The 19051-nt window shown below is 69.5% G+C and carries 15 protein-coding genes; 9 read left to right on the plus strand and 6 right to left on the minus strand.

Annotated features, from left to right (window positions below):
• Window positions 1–45: 45 nt before the first annotated feature.
• The gene (locus KBO27_RS22950; protein WP_210971944.1) at window positions 46–2304 is read right to left on the minus strand and encodes a xanthine dehydrogenase family protein molybdopterin-binding subunit; all 2259 of its coding nucleotides are present in this window, start codon (window positions 2302–2304) and stop codon (window positions 46–48) included.
• A gap of 234 nt (window positions 2305–2538) precedes the next feature.
• Here KBO27_RS22950 and KBO27_RS22955 point away from each other — a divergent pair, with 234 nt between their 5' ends.
• From KBO27_RS22955 to KBO27_RS22980, 6 genes are all read left to right on the plus strand, one after another.
• A complete protein-coding gene (locus KBO27_RS22955) occupies window positions 2539–4350 on the plus strand; it encodes a hypothetical protein (RefSeq protein WP_210971945.1) in 1812 nt (603 codons plus the stop codon).
• A 115-nt stretch (window positions 4351–4465) separates the two neighbouring features.
• Window positions 4466–4756 carry an Rv0250c family protein gene (locus KBO27_RS22960; protein ID WP_210971946.1) on the plus strand — a complete coding sequence of 97 codons (291 nt, stop codon included), beginning with the start codon at window positions 4466–4468 and terminating at the stop codon, window positions 4754–4756.
• A gap of 140 nt (window positions 4757–4896) precedes the next feature.
• Window positions 4897–5697, plus strand: coding sequence for a succinate dehydrogenase subunit SdhC (gene sdhC, locus KBO27_RS22965; protein WP_210971947.1), 801 nt, complete (start codon window positions 4897–4899; stop codon window positions 5695–5697).
• Between the two features lie 211 nt (window positions 5698–5908).
• Entirely contained in the window at window positions 5909–7828 is a 1920-nt protein-coding gene (locus KBO27_RS22970) for a fumarate reductase/succinate dehydrogenase flavoprotein subunit (protein ID WP_307870555.1), read from the plus strand.
• The gene (locus tag KBO27_RS22975) at window positions 7828–8571 is read left to right on the plus strand and encodes a succinate dehydrogenase/fumarate reductase iron-sulfur subunit (protein ID WP_210971949.1); all 744 of its coding nucleotides are present in this window, start codon (window positions 7828–7830) and stop codon (window positions 8569–8571) included. The genes KBO27_RS22970 and KBO27_RS22975 overlap by 1 nt, the downstream gene beginning before the upstream one ends.
• Window positions 8572–9449: 878 nt before the next feature.
• Entirely contained in the window at window positions 9450–10112 is a 663-nt protein-coding gene (locus tag KBO27_RS22980) for a VanZ family protein (RefSeq protein ID WP_246537812.1), read from the plus strand.
• Window positions 10113–10377: 265 nt separating this feature from the next.
• Here the strand turns inward: KBO27_RS22980 and KBO27_RS22985 are convergent, their stop codons facing one another.
• Window positions 10378–11250 (minus strand): SDR family oxidoreductase, encoded by an 873-nt coding sequence (locus KBO27_RS22985; protein ID WP_210971951.1) that lies wholly within the window; start codon window positions 11248–11250, stop codon window positions 10378–10380.
• 145 nt (window positions 11251–11395) lie between these two features.
• A complete protein-coding gene (locus KBO27_RS22990) occupies window positions 11396–11929 on the minus strand; it encodes a DUF305 domain-containing protein (protein ID WP_210971952.1) in 534 nt (177 codons plus the stop codon).
• A 367-nt stretch (window positions 11930–12296) separates the two neighbouring features.
• Between KBO27_RS22990 and ctaD the strand changes: the two genes are divergently transcribed.
• The 3 genes from ctaD to KBO27_RS23005 all read left to right on the plus strand — a co-directional run bounded on the left by ctaD (window position 12297) and on the right by KBO27_RS23005 (window position 16474).
• Window positions 12297–14087, plus strand: a complete 1791-nt coding sequence (gene ctaD / locus KBO27_RS22995) for an aa3-type cytochrome oxidase subunit I (protein WP_307870556.1) — start codon at window positions 12297–12299, stop codon at window positions 14085–14087.
• 338 nt (window positions 14088–14425) lie between these two features.
• Window positions 14426–15652 (plus strand): phosphoserine phosphatase SerB, encoded by a 1227-nt coding sequence (serB, locus tag KBO27_RS23000; RefSeq protein WP_210971953.1) that lies wholly within the window; start codon window positions 14426–14428, stop codon window positions 15650–15652.
• A 39-nt stretch (window positions 15653–15691) separates the two neighbouring features.
• Entirely contained in the window at window positions 15692–16474 is a 783-nt protein-coding gene (locus tag KBO27_RS23005) for an aminoacyl-tRNA hydrolase (protein WP_307870557.1), read from the plus strand.
• A 202-nt stretch (window positions 16475–16676) separates the two neighbouring features.
• On the opposite strand, the gene KBO27_RS23010 is transcribed toward KBO27_RS23005, so the two are convergent.
• From KBO27_RS23010 to KBO27_RS23020, 3 genes are read right to left on the minus strand one after another with little or no spacing between them, the layout of a single operon-like run.
• Window positions 16677–17282 carry an energy-coupling factor transporter transmembrane component T family protein gene (locus tag KBO27_RS23010; RefSeq protein WP_210971954.1) on the minus strand — a complete coding sequence of 202 codons (606 nt, stop codon included), beginning with the start codon at window positions 17280–17282 and terminating at the stop codon, window positions 16677–16679.
• Window positions 17279–17953, minus strand: a complete 675-nt coding sequence (locus KBO27_RS23015) for an energy-coupling factor ABC transporter ATP-binding protein (protein ID WP_210971955.1) — start codon at window positions 17951–17953, stop codon at window positions 17279–17281. The genes KBO27_RS23010 and KBO27_RS23015 overlap by 4 nt, the downstream gene beginning before the upstream one ends.
• Entirely contained in the window at window positions 17950–19050 is a 1101-nt protein-coding gene (locus KBO27_RS23020) for a thiolase family protein (RefSeq protein WP_372448870.1), read from the minus strand. The genes KBO27_RS23015 and KBO27_RS23020 overlap by 4 nt, the downstream gene beginning before the upstream one ends.
• Window position 19051: the final 1 nt, after the last annotated feature.

Genomic DNA, 19051 nt, shown 5'->3' on the forward strand with positions numbered 1-19051 from the left:
TCAACGCTTCTCAGGTGCACTACCTGAACAAGATCAGCGGGTTGTCTATGCCTGGTTGATGGACTGCCACACCCGTTCGGGCGTGGTCGGCATGTCGATGTGCCGAACACCCAGGTGGGACAAGGCGTCCACCACCGCGTTCTGCACCGCGGGGGTGGCGCCGATGGTCCCGGCCTCGCCGATCCCCTTGGCGCCCAGCGGGTTCAGCGTGGTGGGCGTTTCCATCGTCAGCAGCTCGAAGCTCGGCAGCTCGGCGGCGGTGATGATCGCGTAGTCGGCGAAGCTGGCGTTCTGCGGGTTTCCGTCGGAGTCGTAGGAGACCTCCTCCAGCAGCGCCTGCGCCGCGCCCTGCGCGATGCCGCCGTGCCGCTGGCCCTCGGTGAGGATCGGATTGACGATCACGCCGGCGTCGTCGACCGTGATGTGCCGCAGGTAGTCGACCTTGCCGGTCTCCACGTCGACCTCGACCACCGCGAGGTGGCTGCCGAACGGGAACGTCGGCCGGTCCTCCACGAAGTGCACGTCGGCGGCCAGGCCGTCCTCGGCCTTCTGCGCCAGTTCGGCCCACGACACCGTGACGTTGGGGGCGCCGCGCACCTGCCACGTGCCGTCGGTGAGCTCGATGTCGGCCTCGTCGCTCTCGATCATCTCGGCGGCCAGCTTGCGGGCCTTGTCCTTGACGTCGACGGCGGCGCGGTGCACCGCGGTGCCGCCCAGCTGCAGCGATCGCGAGCCCATCGTCCCGACGCCCTTGGGGATCAGGTCGGTGTCGCCGTGCACGACCTCGATCTTGTCCAGGTCGATGCCCAGCTGCTCGGACACCAGCATCGCGAACGTCGTCCAGTGGCCCTGGCCGTGCGCCGAACTGCCGGTGAGCACCAGAGCGCTGCCGTCCGGGCGGATCTCGACGTGCCCGGTCTCGCCCTCGGTGTTGTTCGGCGCGGTGATCTCCACGTAGCTGGCCAGGCCGATGCCCAGCTGCTTGGTGGCGCCGTCCGCGCGCCGCTTGGCCTGCTCCTCGCGCAGCGAGGCGTAGTCGGCGGCGTCCAGGACCGAGTCGAGGCCCTTGATGTACTCGCCGGAGTCGTAGAGCATCCCGCCCGGCGTCTGGTACGGGAACTGCTCCGGCTTCACCAGGTTCGCGCGTCGCACGTCGGCCGGGTCGGCACCGATCTCGGCGGCGAACAGGTCGATCGCGCGCTCGATCGCGGCGGTGGCCTCCGGGCGTCCGGCACCGCGGTAGGCGCCGATCGGCGTGGTGTTGGTGACGACCGTCTGCGCCCGCGACTCGACCTTGGGGATGTCGTAGACGCCGCTGGCCATCATCTGCGTGAAAACCGGCAGGAACGCGCCCATCCGCGGGTAGGCGCCCACGTCCTGCACGATCTCCAGCCGGTAGGCCTGGACCGTTCCGTCGCGCCGGCCGCCGATGGTGACCACGTGCCGCTGCGCGCGGCCGTGGGTCATCGCCACCAGGTTCTCGCTGCGGGTCTCCACCCACTTGACCGGCTTGCCGACCTGCTTGGACACCAGCGACAGCAGCGCGGCCTCCTGCTCGGAGCCGATCTTGGCACCGAAACCGCCACCGACGTCGGGCGTGATCACCCGCAGCTTCTCCTGCGGCAGGCCGAGGTTGGCCATCAGCTCGTCGCGGCAGGACTGCGCGTTCTGGTTGGACAGCCAGAAGGTGACCTTCTCGCCCTCCCACGCGCAGGCCGCCGAACGGCCTTCCAGCGAGGCCGCGGCGACGCGCTGGTTGAGGATCTGCTTGCTGACGACGACCTCGCAGTCGGCGAACAGCGAGTCGTCGAGTTCACCGGCGGTGCCGATGACGTTGGTGCCCGCTTCCGGGAACACCAGCTTCTCGTCGGCCAGCGCCTCGTCGAGGTCGATCAACGCGTCGAGCGGGTCGTAGTCGATCGAGACCATTTCGGCCGCGTCCTGGGCCTGGCCCAGGGTTTCGGCGACGACCGCCACGACCGGCTCGCCGACGTAGCGGACCACGCCCTTGGCCAGGTGGGGTCGGTCCATGCCGGGCGGGGTGGGGCCGGAGAGGCTGCCGCCCGAGGGGTACGGCGGGAGGTCGACGTCGTCGGCCGTGAAGACCCCGTGCACGCCGGGAGCCGACTTGGCTTCCTCGACGTCCACTTCGGTGATGGTGGCGTTCGCCAGCGGGCTGCGGACGAAGAGGACGTGCAGTGCGCCCTGCAGGGCGGGTTCACGCAGGTCGTCCACGTAGGTGCCGCCGACTGTGAGAAGGCGTGGGTCTTCGACACGTTGGACCCGGGTGCCGAGAATGCTCAAAGCTGCCTCGCAGTCAACAGGATCAGATCACAATAGTTCGGGAACCGACCGAGAGTCTTGTGCTCCGGACTGGGAGCCACAAGACTTGACGCTTGAAGAAGTCGGCGTGTCGTGGATTCTGCGGGGTGGAAGGTTCACCCAAAGATTCCACCGTTCGGGTGAACCGGCACTCTGACAACGTTGAATGTCACAGTACGGCCTGACATTGTCGAAGGTTTAGTGTTCGATCACGGCATGACCTCGTTCATCCAGCAGCTGTCGGGCCCTGCCCCGACGGACGGCGCGAACCTGGTCCAGATCCTCATCGCCGCGGGAAGTGCCGGGCTGCTGGCCGCACTGCTGATCGTGCTGGGATACGGCCACCGCACCGGGAAGATCACGGTGCTCGCCCGCCTCGCCGAACGATCCGAGCACTCCTGGCTGTTCCGAGGACTACCCGGCTGGGCCGCGCTCCCGCTGCGGTTGGCGCTGACCTCGCTGCTGGTGACGCTGCTCGGCCTCTACTGGGACATCGCGCTGCGCATCACGCAGGGCCGCGGATCCGGACCGCTGTCCAACATCGCGCACTACCCGATCCTGTTCGGGATCTTCGGTCTCTGCGTCGCCGGCACGCTCGCGATGGTGCTGCCCGTCGGCGAGCACCCGGGCCGCGCCGCCCTGCGCATCACCAAGTGCTGGGAAGCGCCCACCAGCGGACTCCTGCTGGGTCTCGCCGGTTTCTTCTCGCTGCTGGGATTCCCGCTCGACGCCGTGTGGCAGCGGCTCTTCGGCCAGGACGTCACGCTGTGGGGGCCCGCGCGGCTGATGGTCATCGGCGGCGTCTCGCTGTCGCTGGTGGCCATGACGCTGCTGGAGCGCGAGGGCAGGTTCGTGCGCACCGGCCGCGCCGAGACGATGCGCGCCCTCTACGTCCGACGCGGCCTGCTCTGCGGGGCGCTGCTGGTCGGGCTGTCGGTCTTCCAGGCGGAGTGGGACTTCGGCGTCCCGCAGTTCCGGATGGTCTTCCAGCCGCTGCTGATCGCTGTCTCCGCCGGGTGCGCGCTGGTCGCCGCGCGGCTGTGGGTCGGGCCCGGCGGCGCGATGCTCGCGGTCGCGCTGTTCGTGCTCACCCGCGGCGGCATCACCCTGCTCGTCGGGCCGGTGCTCGAAGGACCGGTCGCGGCGATCCCGATGTACGTGGTCGAGGCGCTGTGCGTGGAGCTGGCCGCGATCGCCCTGGCCCGGCGACCGCTGGCGCTGGGCGTGTTCTCCGGACTCCTGATCGGAACCATCGGCTACACCAGCGAATACCTGTGGACCGCCGCGGCCTACCGGCTGCCGTGGTCGCCGGACATGCTGCCGGAAGGCGTGCTGATGTCGCTGACCGGCGGCGTCTGCGGCGGCCTGCTCGGCGCGCTGCTGGTGCGGGCGCTGCGCGGTGAGCTGCCGCCCGCGCGCACGCGCAACGCCCTGTTCGGACTGGCGGTCACCGGGATCGCGGTCGCCGTCGTCAACGGGCTGGTCGGCACCTCGCCGGACGGCGTGCGCGCCAGCGTGGCCGTCGACGAGCGCACGAAGCAGGCCGTGGTGCGCATCGAGCCCGCCCCGATCGCCAAGCACCCGACCTGGCTGACCATCACCGGCTGGCACGGCGGTTCGCTGCACGTCGACCGGCTCACCGAGGTGGAGCCCGGTCTCTTCCGCACCAACCAGGCGATGCCGCTGGAGGGGCCGTGGAAGACGATCATCCGGCTGCACTCCGGCCGCGCGATCCTCGCGATGCCCGTGTACCTGCCCGCCGACCACGCGCGGAACAAGCCCGGCGTCCCGGCGCCGTCGCACTTCACCCGCGACGCGCTGCCGGAGTACCAGCTGCTGCGCCGCGAAGCGGCTCCCAGCGTCCCGGACTGGCTCTGGCCCGCCGCTTCGGCGGTGGTGGCGGGCCTCTCGCTGGCCTACGTCCTGGCCCTGGGCTGGGGCGGTCAGCGCATCGGCCGGGCCATCTCGGGCCCGCCGTGCGCCGAACGAACTCGGGCCGCGTCGGGCCTCGCGAGCGAATCGCCGTAGTGGCCCGTTCGGGGTACGGGCCGGGTGATCGTCTGATGTGGTACTTGTCACATTTGGCCGTGGCGGGCAGAGTCTAGGCGGAGGTACCACCACCTAGGCGCGAGAGGTGTTCGCGATGGCCCCGACGACGACCGAACTGGCCGAGTTCCAGCGGGTGCTGGCGCAGCTGCGGAGCAGCGCAGGAGCGCTGCGGCAGCGCTACGGCGACGCCGCGGTGGTGCGCCGGATCCACAACGACATCGAGCGGCTCGACATCGACGCCGGCGAGCTGTCCGCCGTGGTCCCCACCCCGCGGACCGGCGACGACGCCCGCGACGACGTGGTGATCGTTCCGGACACCCCCTACGACCCGTCGCTGTGGCAGGACGCCGACGACGAAGGACTCGGAGGCCAGTTCCGGCACTGATCGCCGAGCAAGGCGAGTCGCGCATCCCCAGGGGGCGAAGTTGCGCCCTTTGGGGGACTACCTGGCGCGGTGCGACCTGATCCACAATGAGCGGCCTCATGCTGAGCACGTCGGACGACTCCTGACAACGAGGTCGACGAATGTCCGCACTCGCTAGCTCCACAGGCCGGGCCCGCATCTCCGCGCGCACGCTGCGCACGGACCGCTGGTGGCTCCCACCGCTGATGACCTTCCTCGGCCTGATGGCCTTCGTGGTCTACGGCCTGGTCCGCACGTTCATGAACCAGTGGTACTGGGTACCGGAGCACAACTACCTGGCGCCGTTCTTCTCGCCGTGCCTGTCCGCGGCGTGCGTGCCGGGGTCGAGCCACTTCGGCCAACCGTTCCCGGACCTGGGATGGCTGATTCCGCCGCCGATCTTCGTGCTGCCGTTCGTGCTCGGGTTCCGGCTGACCTGCTACTACTACCGCAAGGCGTACTACCGGGCGTTCTGGGCGTCGCCGCCGGCCTGCGCGGTCGGCGAGCCGCACGGCCGCTACACCGGCGAGACCCGGTTCCCGCTGATCATGCAGAACGTGCACCGGTACTTCTTCTACGCGGCGATGCTGGTCGCGGCGGTGCTCACCTACGACACCGTGATCGCCTTCAAGGGCACCGACGGCGGTGTCGGGGTCGGGCTGGGCACGCTGCTGATGGTGGTCAACGTGGTGCTGCTGTGGTCCTACACGTTGTCCTGCCACTCCTGCCGCCACCTCATCGGCGGACGCCTCAACCACTTCTCCAAGCACCCGGTGCGCTACTGGCTCTGGACCAAGATCACCTGGCTCAACGGCAAGCACATGCTGCTGGCCTGGTGCTCGCTGGCCTCGGTCGCCCTGGTCGACCTGTACGTGATGCTGGTGGCGGCCGGAACCATCACTGATCCGAGACTGTTCAACTGAGGTTGTCGGGGTGATCTGCGTTGCGGTGCAGGTGGGGGAACCTGAGCGCGTCCCTGGCTGCGGGATCTCCTCCTCATGAATGCCGATTCACAGCGTCGGAGCCGTCCTCGCCAGGAACGCGCTCAGAACCCCCGGCGGTGCGGGTGGCGAGGGTGGTCGGCGAAAGAGAGAGCGGCTCCGCCGCTTCCCAACGAATGCTGAAGGACTGAATGTGGAGATCGAACGGCACGAGTACGACGTGGTCGTGATCGGCGCCGGTGGCGCGGGTCTGCGCGCGGCGATCGAGACGCGTTCGGCGGGGCTGCGGACCGCCGTGGTGTGCAAGTCCCTGTTCGGCAAGGCGCACACGGTGATGGCCGAGGGCGGCATCGCCGCCTCGATGGGCAACGTCAACTCCCGCGACGACTGGCAGGTGCACTTCCGCGACACCATGCGCGGCGGGAAGTTCCTGAACAACTGGCGGATGGCCGAGCTGCACGCGCGCGAGGCACCGCAGCGGGTGTGGGAGCTGGAGACCTACGGGGCGCTGTTCGACCGGACCCCGGACGGCCGGATCAGCCAGCGCAACTTCGGCGGCCACGAGTACCCGAGGCTCGCGCACGTCGGCGACCGGACCGGCCTGGAGCTGATCCGCACGCTGCAGCAGAAGATCGTCTCGTTGCAGCAGGAGGACCACGCGGAGTTCGGCGACTACGAAGCGCGCATCAAGGTCTTCCAGGAGTGCACGGTCACCGAGCTGCTCAAGGATTCCTCGGGTGCGGGTGGCCCGCAGGGCGCAGGCGCTGTGTCCGGGGCGTTCGGCTACTGGCGGGAGTCCGGGCGCTACGTGCTCTTCGACGCGCCCGCGGTCATCCTCGCCACCGGCGGCATCGGCAAGTCGTTCAAGGTCACCTCGAACTCCTGGGAGTACACCGGCGACGGGCACGCGCTGGCCCTGCGCGCCGGGGCGTCGCTGATCAACATGGAGTTCGTGCAGTTCCACCCGACCGGCATGGTGTGGCCGCCGAGCGTGAAGGGCATCCTGGTCACCGAATCAGTGCGCGGTGACGGCGGTGTGCTGCGCAACTCCGAGGGCCGCCGGTTCATGTTCGACTACATCCCCGAGGTGTTCAAGGACAACTACGCCGACAGCGAGGCCGAGGCGGACCGCTGGTACGACGACCCGGACAACAACCGCAGACCGCCCGAGCTGCTGCCGCGCGACGAGGTCGCGCGCGCCATCAACAACGAGGTCAAGGAAGGCCGGGGTTCCGAGCACGGCGGCGTCTTCCTCGACGTGGCAACGCGTTTGCCCGCCGAGACCATCACCAAGCGACTGCCGTCGATGCACCACCAGTTCAAGGAACTGGCCGATGTGGACATCACCGCCGAGTCCATGGAGGTCGGACCGACCTGCCACTACGTGATGGGCGGGGTCGAGGTCGAGCCCGACACCGCGGCCTCCCGGGTGCCCGGCCTGTTCGCCGCGGGTGAGGTCGCCGGTGGCATGCACGGCTCGAACCGGTTGGGCGGCAACTCGTTGTCGGACCTGCTGGTCTTCGGCCGCCGCGCGGGAGCGGGCGCCGCCGGGTACGTGCAGGGGCTCTCGGCACGACCGTCGATCAGGCCGTCCGATGTGGACGCTGCGGCGGTGCGCGCCGCCGATCCGTTCAACCCCGTCGACGGGCGGAGCGAGAACCCCTACGCGCTGCACTCGGAGTTGCAGCAGGCGATGAACGACCTCGTCGGCATCATCCGGCGGGGCGAGGAGATGCGCGAAGCGCTGGACCGGCTGCGCGAGCTCGTGGGACGGGCCGAACACCTCGAAGTGGAGGGCAACCGGCAGTTCAACCCCGGCTGGCACCTGGCCATCGACCTGCGCAACATGCTGCTGGTCAGCGAATGCGTCGCCCGCGCCGCCCTGCTGCGCACCGAGAGCCGGGGCGGCCACACCCGCGACGACCACCCGACGATGGAAGCCCGGTGGCGCCGGAAGCTGCTGGTCTGCCGGCAGTCGGAGAACGGCGTCGAGGTCACCGAGCAGCAGCAGGTGCCGATGCGGCCGGACCTCCTGGAGCTGTTCAAGCCGGAGGAACTGCGCAAGTACTACGCCGAGGACGAACTCTCGGACGTCCACGCGAAGGAGCTGTGATGGGGTACCAGGCGCACTTCCGGGTGTGGCGCGGCGCCGACGACGGCGAGCTGCAGGACTACACCGTCGAGGTCAACGAGGGCGAGGTCGTCCTCGACATCGTCCACCGCCTGCAGGCGACCCAGGCGCCGGACATGGCGGTCCGCTGGAACTGCAAGGCGGGCAAGTGCGGCTCGTGCTCGGCGGAGATCAACGGGCGGCCGCGGCTGCTGTGCATGACCCGGATGTCCACCTTCACCGAGGCCGAGACCATCACGATCACCCCGTTGCGCACCTTCCCGCTGGTCAAGGACCTGGTGACGGACGTGTCCTACAACTACACCAAGGCCCGCGAGGTCCCGGCGTTCACGCCGCCCGCCGACCTCGAACCCGGCGAGTACCGGATGCAGCAGGTCGACGTGCAGCGCTCGCAGGAGTTCCGCAAGTGCATCGAGTGCTTCCTCTGCCAGGACACCTGCCACGTCATCCGCGACCACGAGGAGAACAAGGAGTCCTTCTCCGGTCCCCGCTTCCTGATGCGCGTCGCCGAACTGGAGATGCACCCGCTCGACGAGGCCCGGGATCGTTCCGAGCAGGCCAGGGGAGACCACGGTCTCGGGATGTGCAACATCACCAAGTGCTGCTCCGAGGTGTGCCCGGAGAACATCCACATCACCGACAACGCCCTCATCCCGCTCAAGGAGCGGGTCGCCGACCACCGCTACGACCCGATCCTGAGGTTCTTCCGCAAGAAGAAGGAGTGATCTTCGACTCCGAAACGGCCCACCGGTGAACATCGGTGGGCCGTTCTCGGTTTCGGCGGGAGTCGCTGCGCCGGAGGGATCCGGCCGTGTAGGTTGAGCCGGCGGGCGCTGTCCGGGTTCGCGCTGTGCTGGTGGTTCACCCGGGGATTCCCCGTTATTCACGGTACTCATCGTCGTGTTCACGTGCGGTTACGCGGAATTCACGAATATCGGCGCGCTGGCAAAGCTGTGAAATTTCGAGCCGATCACGCGGGTATCTCGTCCTGCTTCTGGAGAATCGCAGTTCGCGGCGGTTTCATCGGTCGGTTCGCGTCCATTGTGGAGAGCTCTTGAGGCTATGGCGTCTTCTTGCCATGGCTGTCGTTCGACGGGCCTCGCCGGTTACGTTCCATTGCGAACGGAGTCGATTCAGATGGACATCAACCGACCAGTCGCGGGGACCGCGTCGAGGTCGGCCGGACAGCGGATGGGACCCGTACCCCGACGAGGGCCCAGCATTCCGCCGAATGGCCTCCCACCTCGCGAATCCCCGCCCTGTCGCCGGCTCGGTGGCAGGGGCCGGCGGCCGGACGTCGCGAAACCCCGAGGCGGCGTCCGGCCGCCACCGGCCGATGCAGACCCCCAGAAGATTTCGGTCAGCGCCGACCGCTGGAAATGACAATTCCCAACGGTTTCCAGGTATTCGGGAGATCCGTTGCGGATTAACCGAGTTCCTAGTGGTTCTGGCGCTGGCTGCCAGAGGAAGTGCGGCGGACGTGCAGCAGATTCTCGTGGCATTCGACGGATTCGTTCCGGTGGTGACGACACTGCTCTTGATCGCGGTCGCCGTCGGATTCGGATCAGGATTGCTTCGCGGCTATTCAACCGAGCCGTTCGTGATGCGGCAGCCGTTGATCGACGGCGCCCTCGCCTACTCGGCGCTGGTCGTGGGGTACCTGGTCTTCACGCCTCAGGTGCCGACCCTGGAGCCCTTCCGGCCCGACATCGGCAACGACGTCTCGGAGGCGCTGGCCGCCGCGCCCGGCGACTCGCAGCCGTGGATCCAGCTGGCAGGCAACCTCGTGCTGCTGCTGCCGCTGAGCGTGCTGGTGCCGCAACGGGTTCCGTGGTTCGACAACCTGGCCAAGATCGCGCTCGGCGGCCTGCTGTGCTCGTCCTCGATCGAGGCGATCCAGTTCGTCGCGATCAGCGGCCGCGTGTGCTCCACCGATGACATCGTCTGCAACACCGTCGGTGCCGTGCTCGGCGGCATGCTCGTGCGGCTGCCGTACTGGATCAGCCCCACGAGCCGACCGCAGCACCGGCCCACCGGCGACGCCGATCCGACGGTCTGGCTGCTCATCGCCCGCATAGAGCACGAGCGGCAGTGCCGCCAGGCGGCAGCCCAGAGCCGTCAGAGCCTCCCGCGCCGACGTCCGGTCCTGCCGCAGCAGCCGGTGCTCACCAAGCGCCCGGCGCTCGCGGGCCAGGACGCCTTCCACCAACCGCCGCGCCTGGCAGGCCCGCCGCAGCAGCAGCGCCCGCTGCAACGCATCCGCTGACCCCGGTGGTCGGGACTTCTCCCGTCGCACTCCCGACCACCGGCCCAGCGGTCGCGCGGGCAGTGGTCGTTTTGCTCAGCGGTGCGGGTAGCGGAACCTGACACGCCTTCTGGACTCCGTGCGCCACTCCTGATGTATGTCCAATACACGGCGTCGCGGCGTACTCGCCAGAAGACGTGTCAGAACCCGCGGCGGTGCAGGTTGCGAGGGTGGTTCCCACGCCTCGCGGCTGCGCCGCTTGCGCACGATCACTCCACGCAAACCACTAGGCGTTGAGCTTCTGGTTCCGCTCGCTCATGTAGCGGCCGAGGTCTCGGACTTCCTGCTCCAGCTGGGGGATCAGCTTGATCAGCTGGCGTCGCATGAAGAGCTCCACCAGCGCCGAGCCGGGCAGGTTGCGCAGCCAGTGCATGAGCATGACGCCGCGCGGGACGTAGACGCGGCGCTTGCGGCGCTCGACGGCGTTGGCGAAGGCTCGCGCGCACGCGTCCGGGGTGGTGATCGCGCGCATCGGCCACGGCAGGCGCTTGCGCATCTCGGTGAAGGTCTTGAGGTCACCGGCGACCTCGCGCACCAGGTCGGTGTCGATCCACGACGGGTGCGCCGAGCCCACCGACACGCCCAGGTGCAGCACCTCCATGCGCAGCGCCGACGCGAACGCCTCGGACGCGGCCTTGCTCGCGGTGTAGGCGGTCATGCCGCCGATCGGGGCGAACGCCGACAGGGAGGACACCACCAGCAGGTAGCCCTTGCTCGCGGCCAGCTCCGGCATCACCGCGCGGGCGGTGTGGAACACGCCGTTGACGTTGACGTCCATGGTCTTGAGGAAGCCGCGCGGGTCGCTCTCCCGGATGCTGCCCAGCGGCGCGATGCCCGCGTTGGCGATGGCGGCGTCGATGCGGCCGAACTTCGCGGTGGCGGCGTCGACGGCGGCCTGCAGCGCGTCGGGGTCGGTGACGTCCGCCTCGGCCCAGAAGTGGCCTTCGCCGAGCTCGGTGGTGACCTCGGCCAGTTCTTCGGGCTCCAGGCCGACCAGGGCGAGCTTGGCGCCGCGCTTGGCGAGCTCGCGCGCGGTCTCGGCGCCGATACCCCTGGCGCCTCCCGTGATCAGGACGACCTTGCCGGACACGTTCGGCATCTGCTCTCCCTCGAGTCAGCCCGCTTATCTACTCCGCAGTAGCTTACTTGCGGTAGCTTACTCCCGGTAGGTTGCGGCGGGAAGACCCGAAGAAAAAGGCACCCGCGACGCATCGCGGGTGCCTTCTCGGGAACGAGGCGGAGGCTCAGGCCAGCGCGTTGAGCTTCGCGGTGATCTCCTGCTGCTCGGTCGCGAGCTCCGTGGCGAGCTCGGAGAGCGCGGGGTCGCTCTGAGCCGACTTGGCCAGCGTCGCGGACTCGTTGACCAGGGTCAGCACCTTCTGCTTCCACTGCGCGTCGAAGGCCGGACCGCTCAGGGCCGACAGCGAGGCGTCGGCCGAGGCGGTCTGCCCGGCGCCGCCCGCGTGCTGACCGAGCTCGGTGATCTGCTCGGCCGCCGACTTCTGGAGCTCCGCCGCGACCTCCTTGGCCTGCGGGCTGGACGCCTTGGTGACGCCCAGCTCGGCCAGCGCCAGCACCTGCTGGCGGTTGCTCAGCAGCTGAGCGGCCGGGCCGCTCGCGCCGTGCTCACCGGTCGAGGCCTGGCCGGCCATCTTCGGTGCGTCGGCGGGCGGGGTGCCCGGGGCCGGCGGCTGGTCGCTGTCGTACTCGGCCGGTGTGCAGCCCGCGAGTGCGATACCGCCGACCAGCACAGCGCCGATGATCGTGCTCTTCCGCACGTGCTTCCCCTCCAGGATCTGGTGGACGTCGTCCCAGGGCTGCCCTGTGCGAACGCAGGCGGGCTGCCGGACCTGTTGCCCCGTAGGTTATCTGTCCGCCTCCTGGGCGGTTCGCCCGACGTCTTCCTGGTCGCCGTGTGTCTGATGGATCTCACCGCGGGTGACGATCGAGGGCGCGATGAATAGGGTGGCTACGGCCCGGCCGAACTCCGGCCGGACCCCGGGACTAGTATCCGCAGTCGGCGGCATTGCGACCGGCTCCCCGGCAGGGCTCCTGCCGGGCGTCGCATGCGGTCACCGACCCAACCCGGGTCGGGGCGGATCCGTCCGGGTCCGAGAAGGCTTCAAAGGGAGTGCAGGAGGCACCGTGACGGCCGTCGCGCCACAGCCGATCGCCACGCGCCCCTATCCGGTGCGCAAAACGGTTAAGGGGTCGTTCCTGGCGCGGATGTTCCGCACCACGGACCACAAGCAGATCGGCATCCTCTACCTGGTCACCTCGATCGCGTTCTTCATGGCCGGCGGCCTCATGGCGATGCTGATCCGCGGCGAGCTGGCCGTTCCGGGACTTCAGTTCCTGTCGCAGGAGCAGTACAACCAGCTGTTCACCATGCACGGCACGATCATGCTGCTGCTGTACGCGACCCCGATCCTGTTCGGCTTCGCGAACTACATCCTTCCGCTGCAGATCGGTTCGCCGGACGTCGCGTTCCCGCGGCTGAACGCGTTCGGTTACTGGCTCTACCTGTTCGGCGGCCTCATGGTCGTCAGCGGCTTCCTGCTGCCGGGTGGTGCGGCCGACTTCGGTTGGTTCGCCTACACCCCGCTGTCGGACGCGCTGCACTCGCCGGGACACGGCGCCGACATGTGGATCGCCGGTCTGGCCGTCTCCGGTCTGGGCACGATCCTCGGTGCGGTCAACATGCTGACCACCGTGGTCTGCCTGCGCGCGCCGGGCATGACGATGTTCCGGATGCCGATCTTCACCTGGAACATCATGGTCACCAGCGTGCTGATCCTGATGGCGTTCCCGATCCTGACCGCCGCGCTGTTCGGCCTCATGGCCGACCGCCACCTGGGCGCCCACGTCTTCGACCCGGCCAACGGCGGCGTCATCCTGTGGCAGCACCTGTTCTGGTTCTTCGGCCACCCCGAGGTCTACATCGTCGCGCTGCCGTTCTTCGGCATCGTCTCGGAGATCTTCCCGGTGTTCAGCCGCAAGCCGCTGTTCGGCTACTCGGGCCTGGTCTACGCGACCCTGGGCATCGCCGCGCTGTCGATCGTCGTGTGGGCGCACCACATGTACGCCACCGGCGCCGTGCTGCTGCCGTTCTTCGCGTTCACCACGTTCCTGATCGCGATCCCGACCGGTGTGAAGTTCTTCAACTGGATCGGCACCATGTGGAAGGGGCAGCTGACCTTCGAGACGCCGATGATCTTCAGCGTCGGCTTCCTGGTCACCTTCCTCTTCGGTGGTCTCACCGGCGTCCTGCTGGCCATGCCGCCGATCGACTTCCACGTGTCGGACACCTACTTCGTGGTCGCGCACTTCCACTACGTGCTCTACGGCACGATCGTGTTCGCCACCTTCGCTGGCATCTACTTCTGGTTCCCGAAGATGACGGGCCGGATGATGGACGAGCGACTCGGCAAGCTGCACTTCTGGTTGACCTTCATCGGCTTCCACGGCACGTTCCTGGTCCAGCACTGGCTGGGCAACGAGGGCATGCCGCGCCGGTACGCCGACTACCTGGAGTCCGACGGCTTCACCGCGCTGAACACCGTCTCCACCATCGGCGCGTTCATCCTGGGCGCCTCGATGCTCCCGTTCATCTACAACGTCTTCAAGAGCTACCGGTACGGCGAGGTCGCCGAGGTCGACGACCCGTGGGGCTACGGCAACTCGCTGGAGTGGGCGACCTCCTGCCCGCCGCCGCGGCACAACTTCAAGGAGCTGCCGCGGATCCGCTCCGAGCGTCCGGCGTTCGAGCTGCACTACCCGCACATCTCCGAGCGGATGCGGCTCGAGGCTCACCTGTCCCTCACCGGCAAGACCTTGGCGCACAAGCACGAGGAAGGCTCTGGCGGTACCGCCACCCTGACTCAGCCGCCCAAGACCAAGGACGACTCGGACCGGGACGACACCACCGAGAAGTGATTTCGTCGATAGCCCCGAACGGCACGGTTGTGCCAGGGTGGGGCTAGCTCGACGGCGAGCCCCGGCGGGCCAAGTGCCTGCCGGGGCTCGTTGCGTTTTTTGGTGTTGTTCGGGGGAGGTTTGCTTGGCGGTGCGGGTAGCGGAACCTCAGACGTCCTCCGGGTCCGGGCGCCACTCCTGATGTATGCCAATACACGGCGTCGCGGCGTCCTCCCCGGAGAACGTCTGAGAACCCGCGGCGGTGCGGGCTGAGTCCCACACCTGAAGCAGCGGCCGACGCCGCCTCCCAGTACGACACCACGTCCACCTTTCTCGGTTAGAGAGGAACTTTCGCAGTCGTGAGCTCTCATGCGACCACTGTGTTGATCACCGTTACCGGCAAGGACAAGCCCGGTGTCACGTCCGTGCTCTTCGCCGCCCTGACACGCCACGGCGTGGACATCGTCGACGTGGAGCAGGTGGTGATCCGCGGTCGCCTCGTGCTGGGCGTGCTGGTGTCCACCGAGATCGATCCGGAGAGGCTGCAGGAGGCCGTCGAACAGGCGATGGCGACGGTCGGCATGGTCGTCGACGTCGAGATCGGCGCGGAGGACATCGACGCGGCCAAGCTCGGCTCCACGCACGCCGTCGTCGTGCTCGGGCAGCCGGTGACCGCCCGCAACTTCGGCGACGTGTCCCGGGCCCTGGCCGAGATCAACGTCAACATCGACTCCATCCGCCGCGTCGCCGACTACCCGGTGACCGGGCTCGAACTGCAGGTCACGGCCCCGGACGCGGAGGACGACGGCGAGCTCACCGAGGCGATGGCCGCCCTGGCCGCCAGCACCGGCGTCGACCTCGCGGTCGAGCGCACCGGCCTGTCCCGCCGCGCCAAGCGGCTGGTGGTCTTCGACGTCGACTCCACGCTCATCCAGGGCGAGGTCATCGAGATGCTCGCCCGCCGCGCCGGCTGCGAGGACCAGGTCCGCGAGGTCACCGAGCGCGCCATGCGCGGCGAGCTGGACTTCGCCGAGTCGCTGCGCCAGCGGGTCGCGGTCCTGGAAGGGCTGCCCGCCACCGTCCTCGACGAGGTGGCCGCCGAGCTGGAGCTCACGCCCGGTGCGCGGACCACGATCCGCACGCTGCGCAGGCTCGGCTTCCACACCGGGGTCGTCTCCGGCGGGTTCACGCAGATCATCGACCAGCTGGTGGACGAGCTGGGGATGGACTTCAGCGCGGCCAACGAGCTGGAGGTCGTCGACGGCAAGCTCACCGGCCGGGTCATCGGCGAGATCGTCGACCGGCCCGGCAAGGCCAAGGCGCTCCGCCAGTTCGCCGAGTCCTTCGGCGTGCCCGCCGCGCAGTGCGTGGCCGTCGGTGACGGCGCCAACGACATCGACATGCTCACCGCCGCCGGGCTCGGCGTCGCGTTCAACGCCAAGCCGGCGCTGCGCGAGGTCGCCGACACCGCGCTGTCCTACCCGTTCCTGGACACGGTGCTGTTCGTGCTGGGCGTGACGCGCGCCGAGATCGAGTCCGCCGACGCCGAGGACGGCGTCCTGCGACGGGTGCCACTCGACCAGTGATTCCGGAACACCTGCGGCGTGGCGGGAGTTGAGCAGATCGTGTTGCCCCTATCCGTGCTCGACCCGCTCCTCTCCCGCTACGCCCAGTGGCTCGCGCTGCCGGGCGAAGCCACCGCCGACACCTCGGACGAGGATCCCGACGACGTCGTGCTGATGCCGATGGTGCTGCGCATCGAACGCCGCGAACCTCCGGCCCGCACGGCGCTGCTGGAGGCCGCCGCCGCTGCCGCGCTCGCCGTCTGCCTCGACGAGCGCTGCGCTCCCGAGGGGGAGTGGCACGAGGCGATGCACGGCTGGATCTCCGGTCGCATCCGCAAGGTCACCCGCCGCGCCCGGGGCGCGCACTGGGAGGCGGTGCAGGCGCTGCCCGGCATCACCGTCGAGGTCGACGGGGCCGAGGTCCGCGCCCTGCTGCCGATGCGGGTCGCGGACATGCCCAAGGAGCTCAGCCGCCTGCAGATCTCGGGCAGCGAGCTCGAACCCGACGAGCCCGGCCCGATCCGGTCCGGCGTCCCGGTCCTGTGGCTCAACCCCGACGTCCCCATGAGCGCGGGAAAATCCGCAGCTCAGGTCGGTCACGCCACGATGATCCTGGCGGCTCAGCTGCACGGCGAGGGCCTCGACGCGGACCTGGAGCGCTGGGCGGCCGACGGCTACCCCTGCGCCGTCCGCCAGGCGTCCCCCGAGACCTGGGCCGACCTGCACCCGGGAGACGACCCCGAGACGGCCTGGCGCAAATCCCGAGTCGCCATGGTCAGAGACGCGGGCTTCACCGAAGTCGACCCCGGCACGGTCACCGTCCTCGCCCAGTGGCCGGTGTGACCGGGTGCAGCCCCTGTCGAACTTCCTCCTGGTCAGCGGAGCATCGATCTCCTCGGTCGACAAGACCGCTTCTGAGCGGATCACGCTCGCGAGGTAAACCCGTTCGGGTGAGGGATTCGAATTTCGCGCGAAATTCGAGCGGCGAAGTTCGGGCTCGAATTTCGCGCGAAATTCGAATCCCGGCTCGGGGCGGGAGGGGCGGTCAGTCGTCGCCGAGGCCTCGGGCTGCTAGGGCTTCGCCGAGGTCGTCGGCGTGGCGGAGGGTTCTGACGAGGAAGGGGATGGCGAAGGCCGGGAGGGAGCGGTCGGCGCCCCTCGCCCGCTGGGCTTCGCGGACCTGGGTGGCGATTGTGGACAGGGCTGCGATGGCTTGGACCGTCAGGCCCACCAGGAGCCCGACACGTTCCGGGCGCACGCCGAACCGGGCGAACGGGCCCAGCGCTCGTTCCACCGAGGTGACCAGGTCGTCGACCCTGGTGACCAGGGTGAACAGGTTCGCCGCGGCGAGAGTGGCCAGCAGCCGGAGGCTGATCGTCTCGGCGCGGGCGAGGTCGAGCATCCACCACTGGAGGGCGAAGACGATCGCGACCAGCGGGATCAGGAACCGGCCGATCTGCCAGACCCGGCGCAGCGGGATCCGCCCGACCGCGTAGCCGCCGACCGCCGCCAGCACGCACACCACCAGCGGCACCGGGGCGCTCAGGACGAACGTGACGATCGCGAAGACCAGCAGCGCCAGCAGCTTCCAGCCCGCGCCGAAGCGGTGGAGCGGGCTGGTCCCCGGCTCGTAGAGGCCCAGCGGGTTCACCCGATCAGCTCCCGGTAGAAGCCGACGGCCTTCTCCGGGACGTCGTCGGCGACGACCCGCCCCCCGTCCAGGACGATGACGCGGTCGAAACCGGCGAGCAGGTCGAGGTCGTGGGTGACCAGCACGACCTGCTGCTCCAGCCCGGACAGCACCTCGGCGAAGTGCCGCTTGTTGCGCAGGTCCAGCAGGGTCGTGGGCTCGTCGCAGACCAGGACGTCGGGTTCCAGCACCAGCATCGAGCACAGCGCGAGCAGCTGCTTCTGCCCGCCGGAGAGCTGGTGCGCGGGGTGCTCGGCGTAGCCCTCCAGCCCGTGCCGGGCCAGCATCTCGACCGCGCGCTGCTGCCGCTCCGCCTTGGACAGGCCCTGCTTGCGCAGCGAGAACGCGACGTCCTCACCGGCGGTCGGCATGACGATCTGGCTGTCGGGGTGGGTGAAGACGAACCCGACGCGGCGCCGGACCTCGCGGCCGTTGCGGGCCACGTCGAGACCGTCGACGAGCACCCGGCCCCGGCTCGGGCGCACCAGGCCGTTGACCATCCGGGCGAGCGTGGACTTGCCGGAACCGTTGGCGCCGACGAACGCCACCCGCCGCTCGGGCAGCCGCAGGTCCACGCCGTCCAGCACCGCGCGCCCGTCGTAGCTGTGCCCGACGCCTTCGAACTCGATCAACCCACTCGCTCCCACATCGTCGCCACGCCCAGCCCGCCTCCGGAGGACAGCGCGGCCATGCCGATCCGCGGCCCGTCCTGCCGGACCATCCGGCTGAACAACCGGACCACGAGCACTGCGCCCGACGCGCCCCACGGGTGCCCGAGCGCGATCGCGCCGCCGTCCGGTCCGGCCAGCTCGTCGTCGAGGCCGGCCGCGTCCAGGCACGCCAGGGCCTGACCGGCGAACGCCTCGTTGAACTCGACGACCTCCGGGGTGCGCCGCTCGCACAGCGCGCGCATCGCGGGCACCGCGCCCAGCCCGAGCCGGTTCGGGTCCACGCCCGAGGTCCGCCAGCCGACCAGCCGCAGCCCCGGCACCCCCAGTTTCGCGCGCTGCTCCTCGCTGGTGACCAGCACCGCCGCGGCACCGTCGCTGATGCCGCAGGAGTTCGCGGCCGTCGCCGTCCCGTCGGGGGTGAAGGCCGGGCGGAACCGGGCCAGGCGCTCCGGGGTGAAGCCCCGGCGGGGGCGTTCGTCGCCGGTCGCCGAGCCGATCGGCACCAGCTCGGCGTCGAAGCGACCGGCGTCCTGGGCCGCGACTGCGCGCGCGTGGCTGCGGGCGGCGAAGGCGTCCTGTCGCTCCCGGCCGATGCCGGCTTCGGCGGCGACCAGGTCGGCGGCCGGTCCCATGTCGGGATCGCCGATGTCGGCGGGGGCGAACGGGGCGCGCTGGTAGAAGCGCGGCGGCTCCGTCGCGTTCCTCGGGCGCCACGCCCGCCACGGTGCCGTCGACGGGCTCTCGACGCCTCCTGCCAGGAAGAACTCGTCGCCGGAGACCATCGAGGCGGCGGTGGTGATGGCCGAGAGCCCGCTGGCGCACTGGCGGTCGATCGTCATGCCCGGGGTCGTCTCGCCGAGCCCGGCGCGCAGCGCGGCCACCCGGGCGGGATTGCCACCGGGCCCGAGGACGTTGCCCAGCAGCACGTCGTCGACGCGCTCGATCCCGGCGTCGTCGATGACCGCGCGCAGCACCGGGGCCGCGAGCCGGTCGGCCTCGACGTTGCGGAGGAGACCGCCCGATTCGCCGATGGGGGAGCGGCGGGCCGCGATGATCACC

The organism is Saccharopolyspora endophytica (assembly GCF_018070075.1).
Lineage (GTDB): Bacteria > Actinomycetota > Actinomycetes > Mycobacteriales > Pseudonocardiaceae > Saccharopolyspora > Saccharopolyspora endophytica.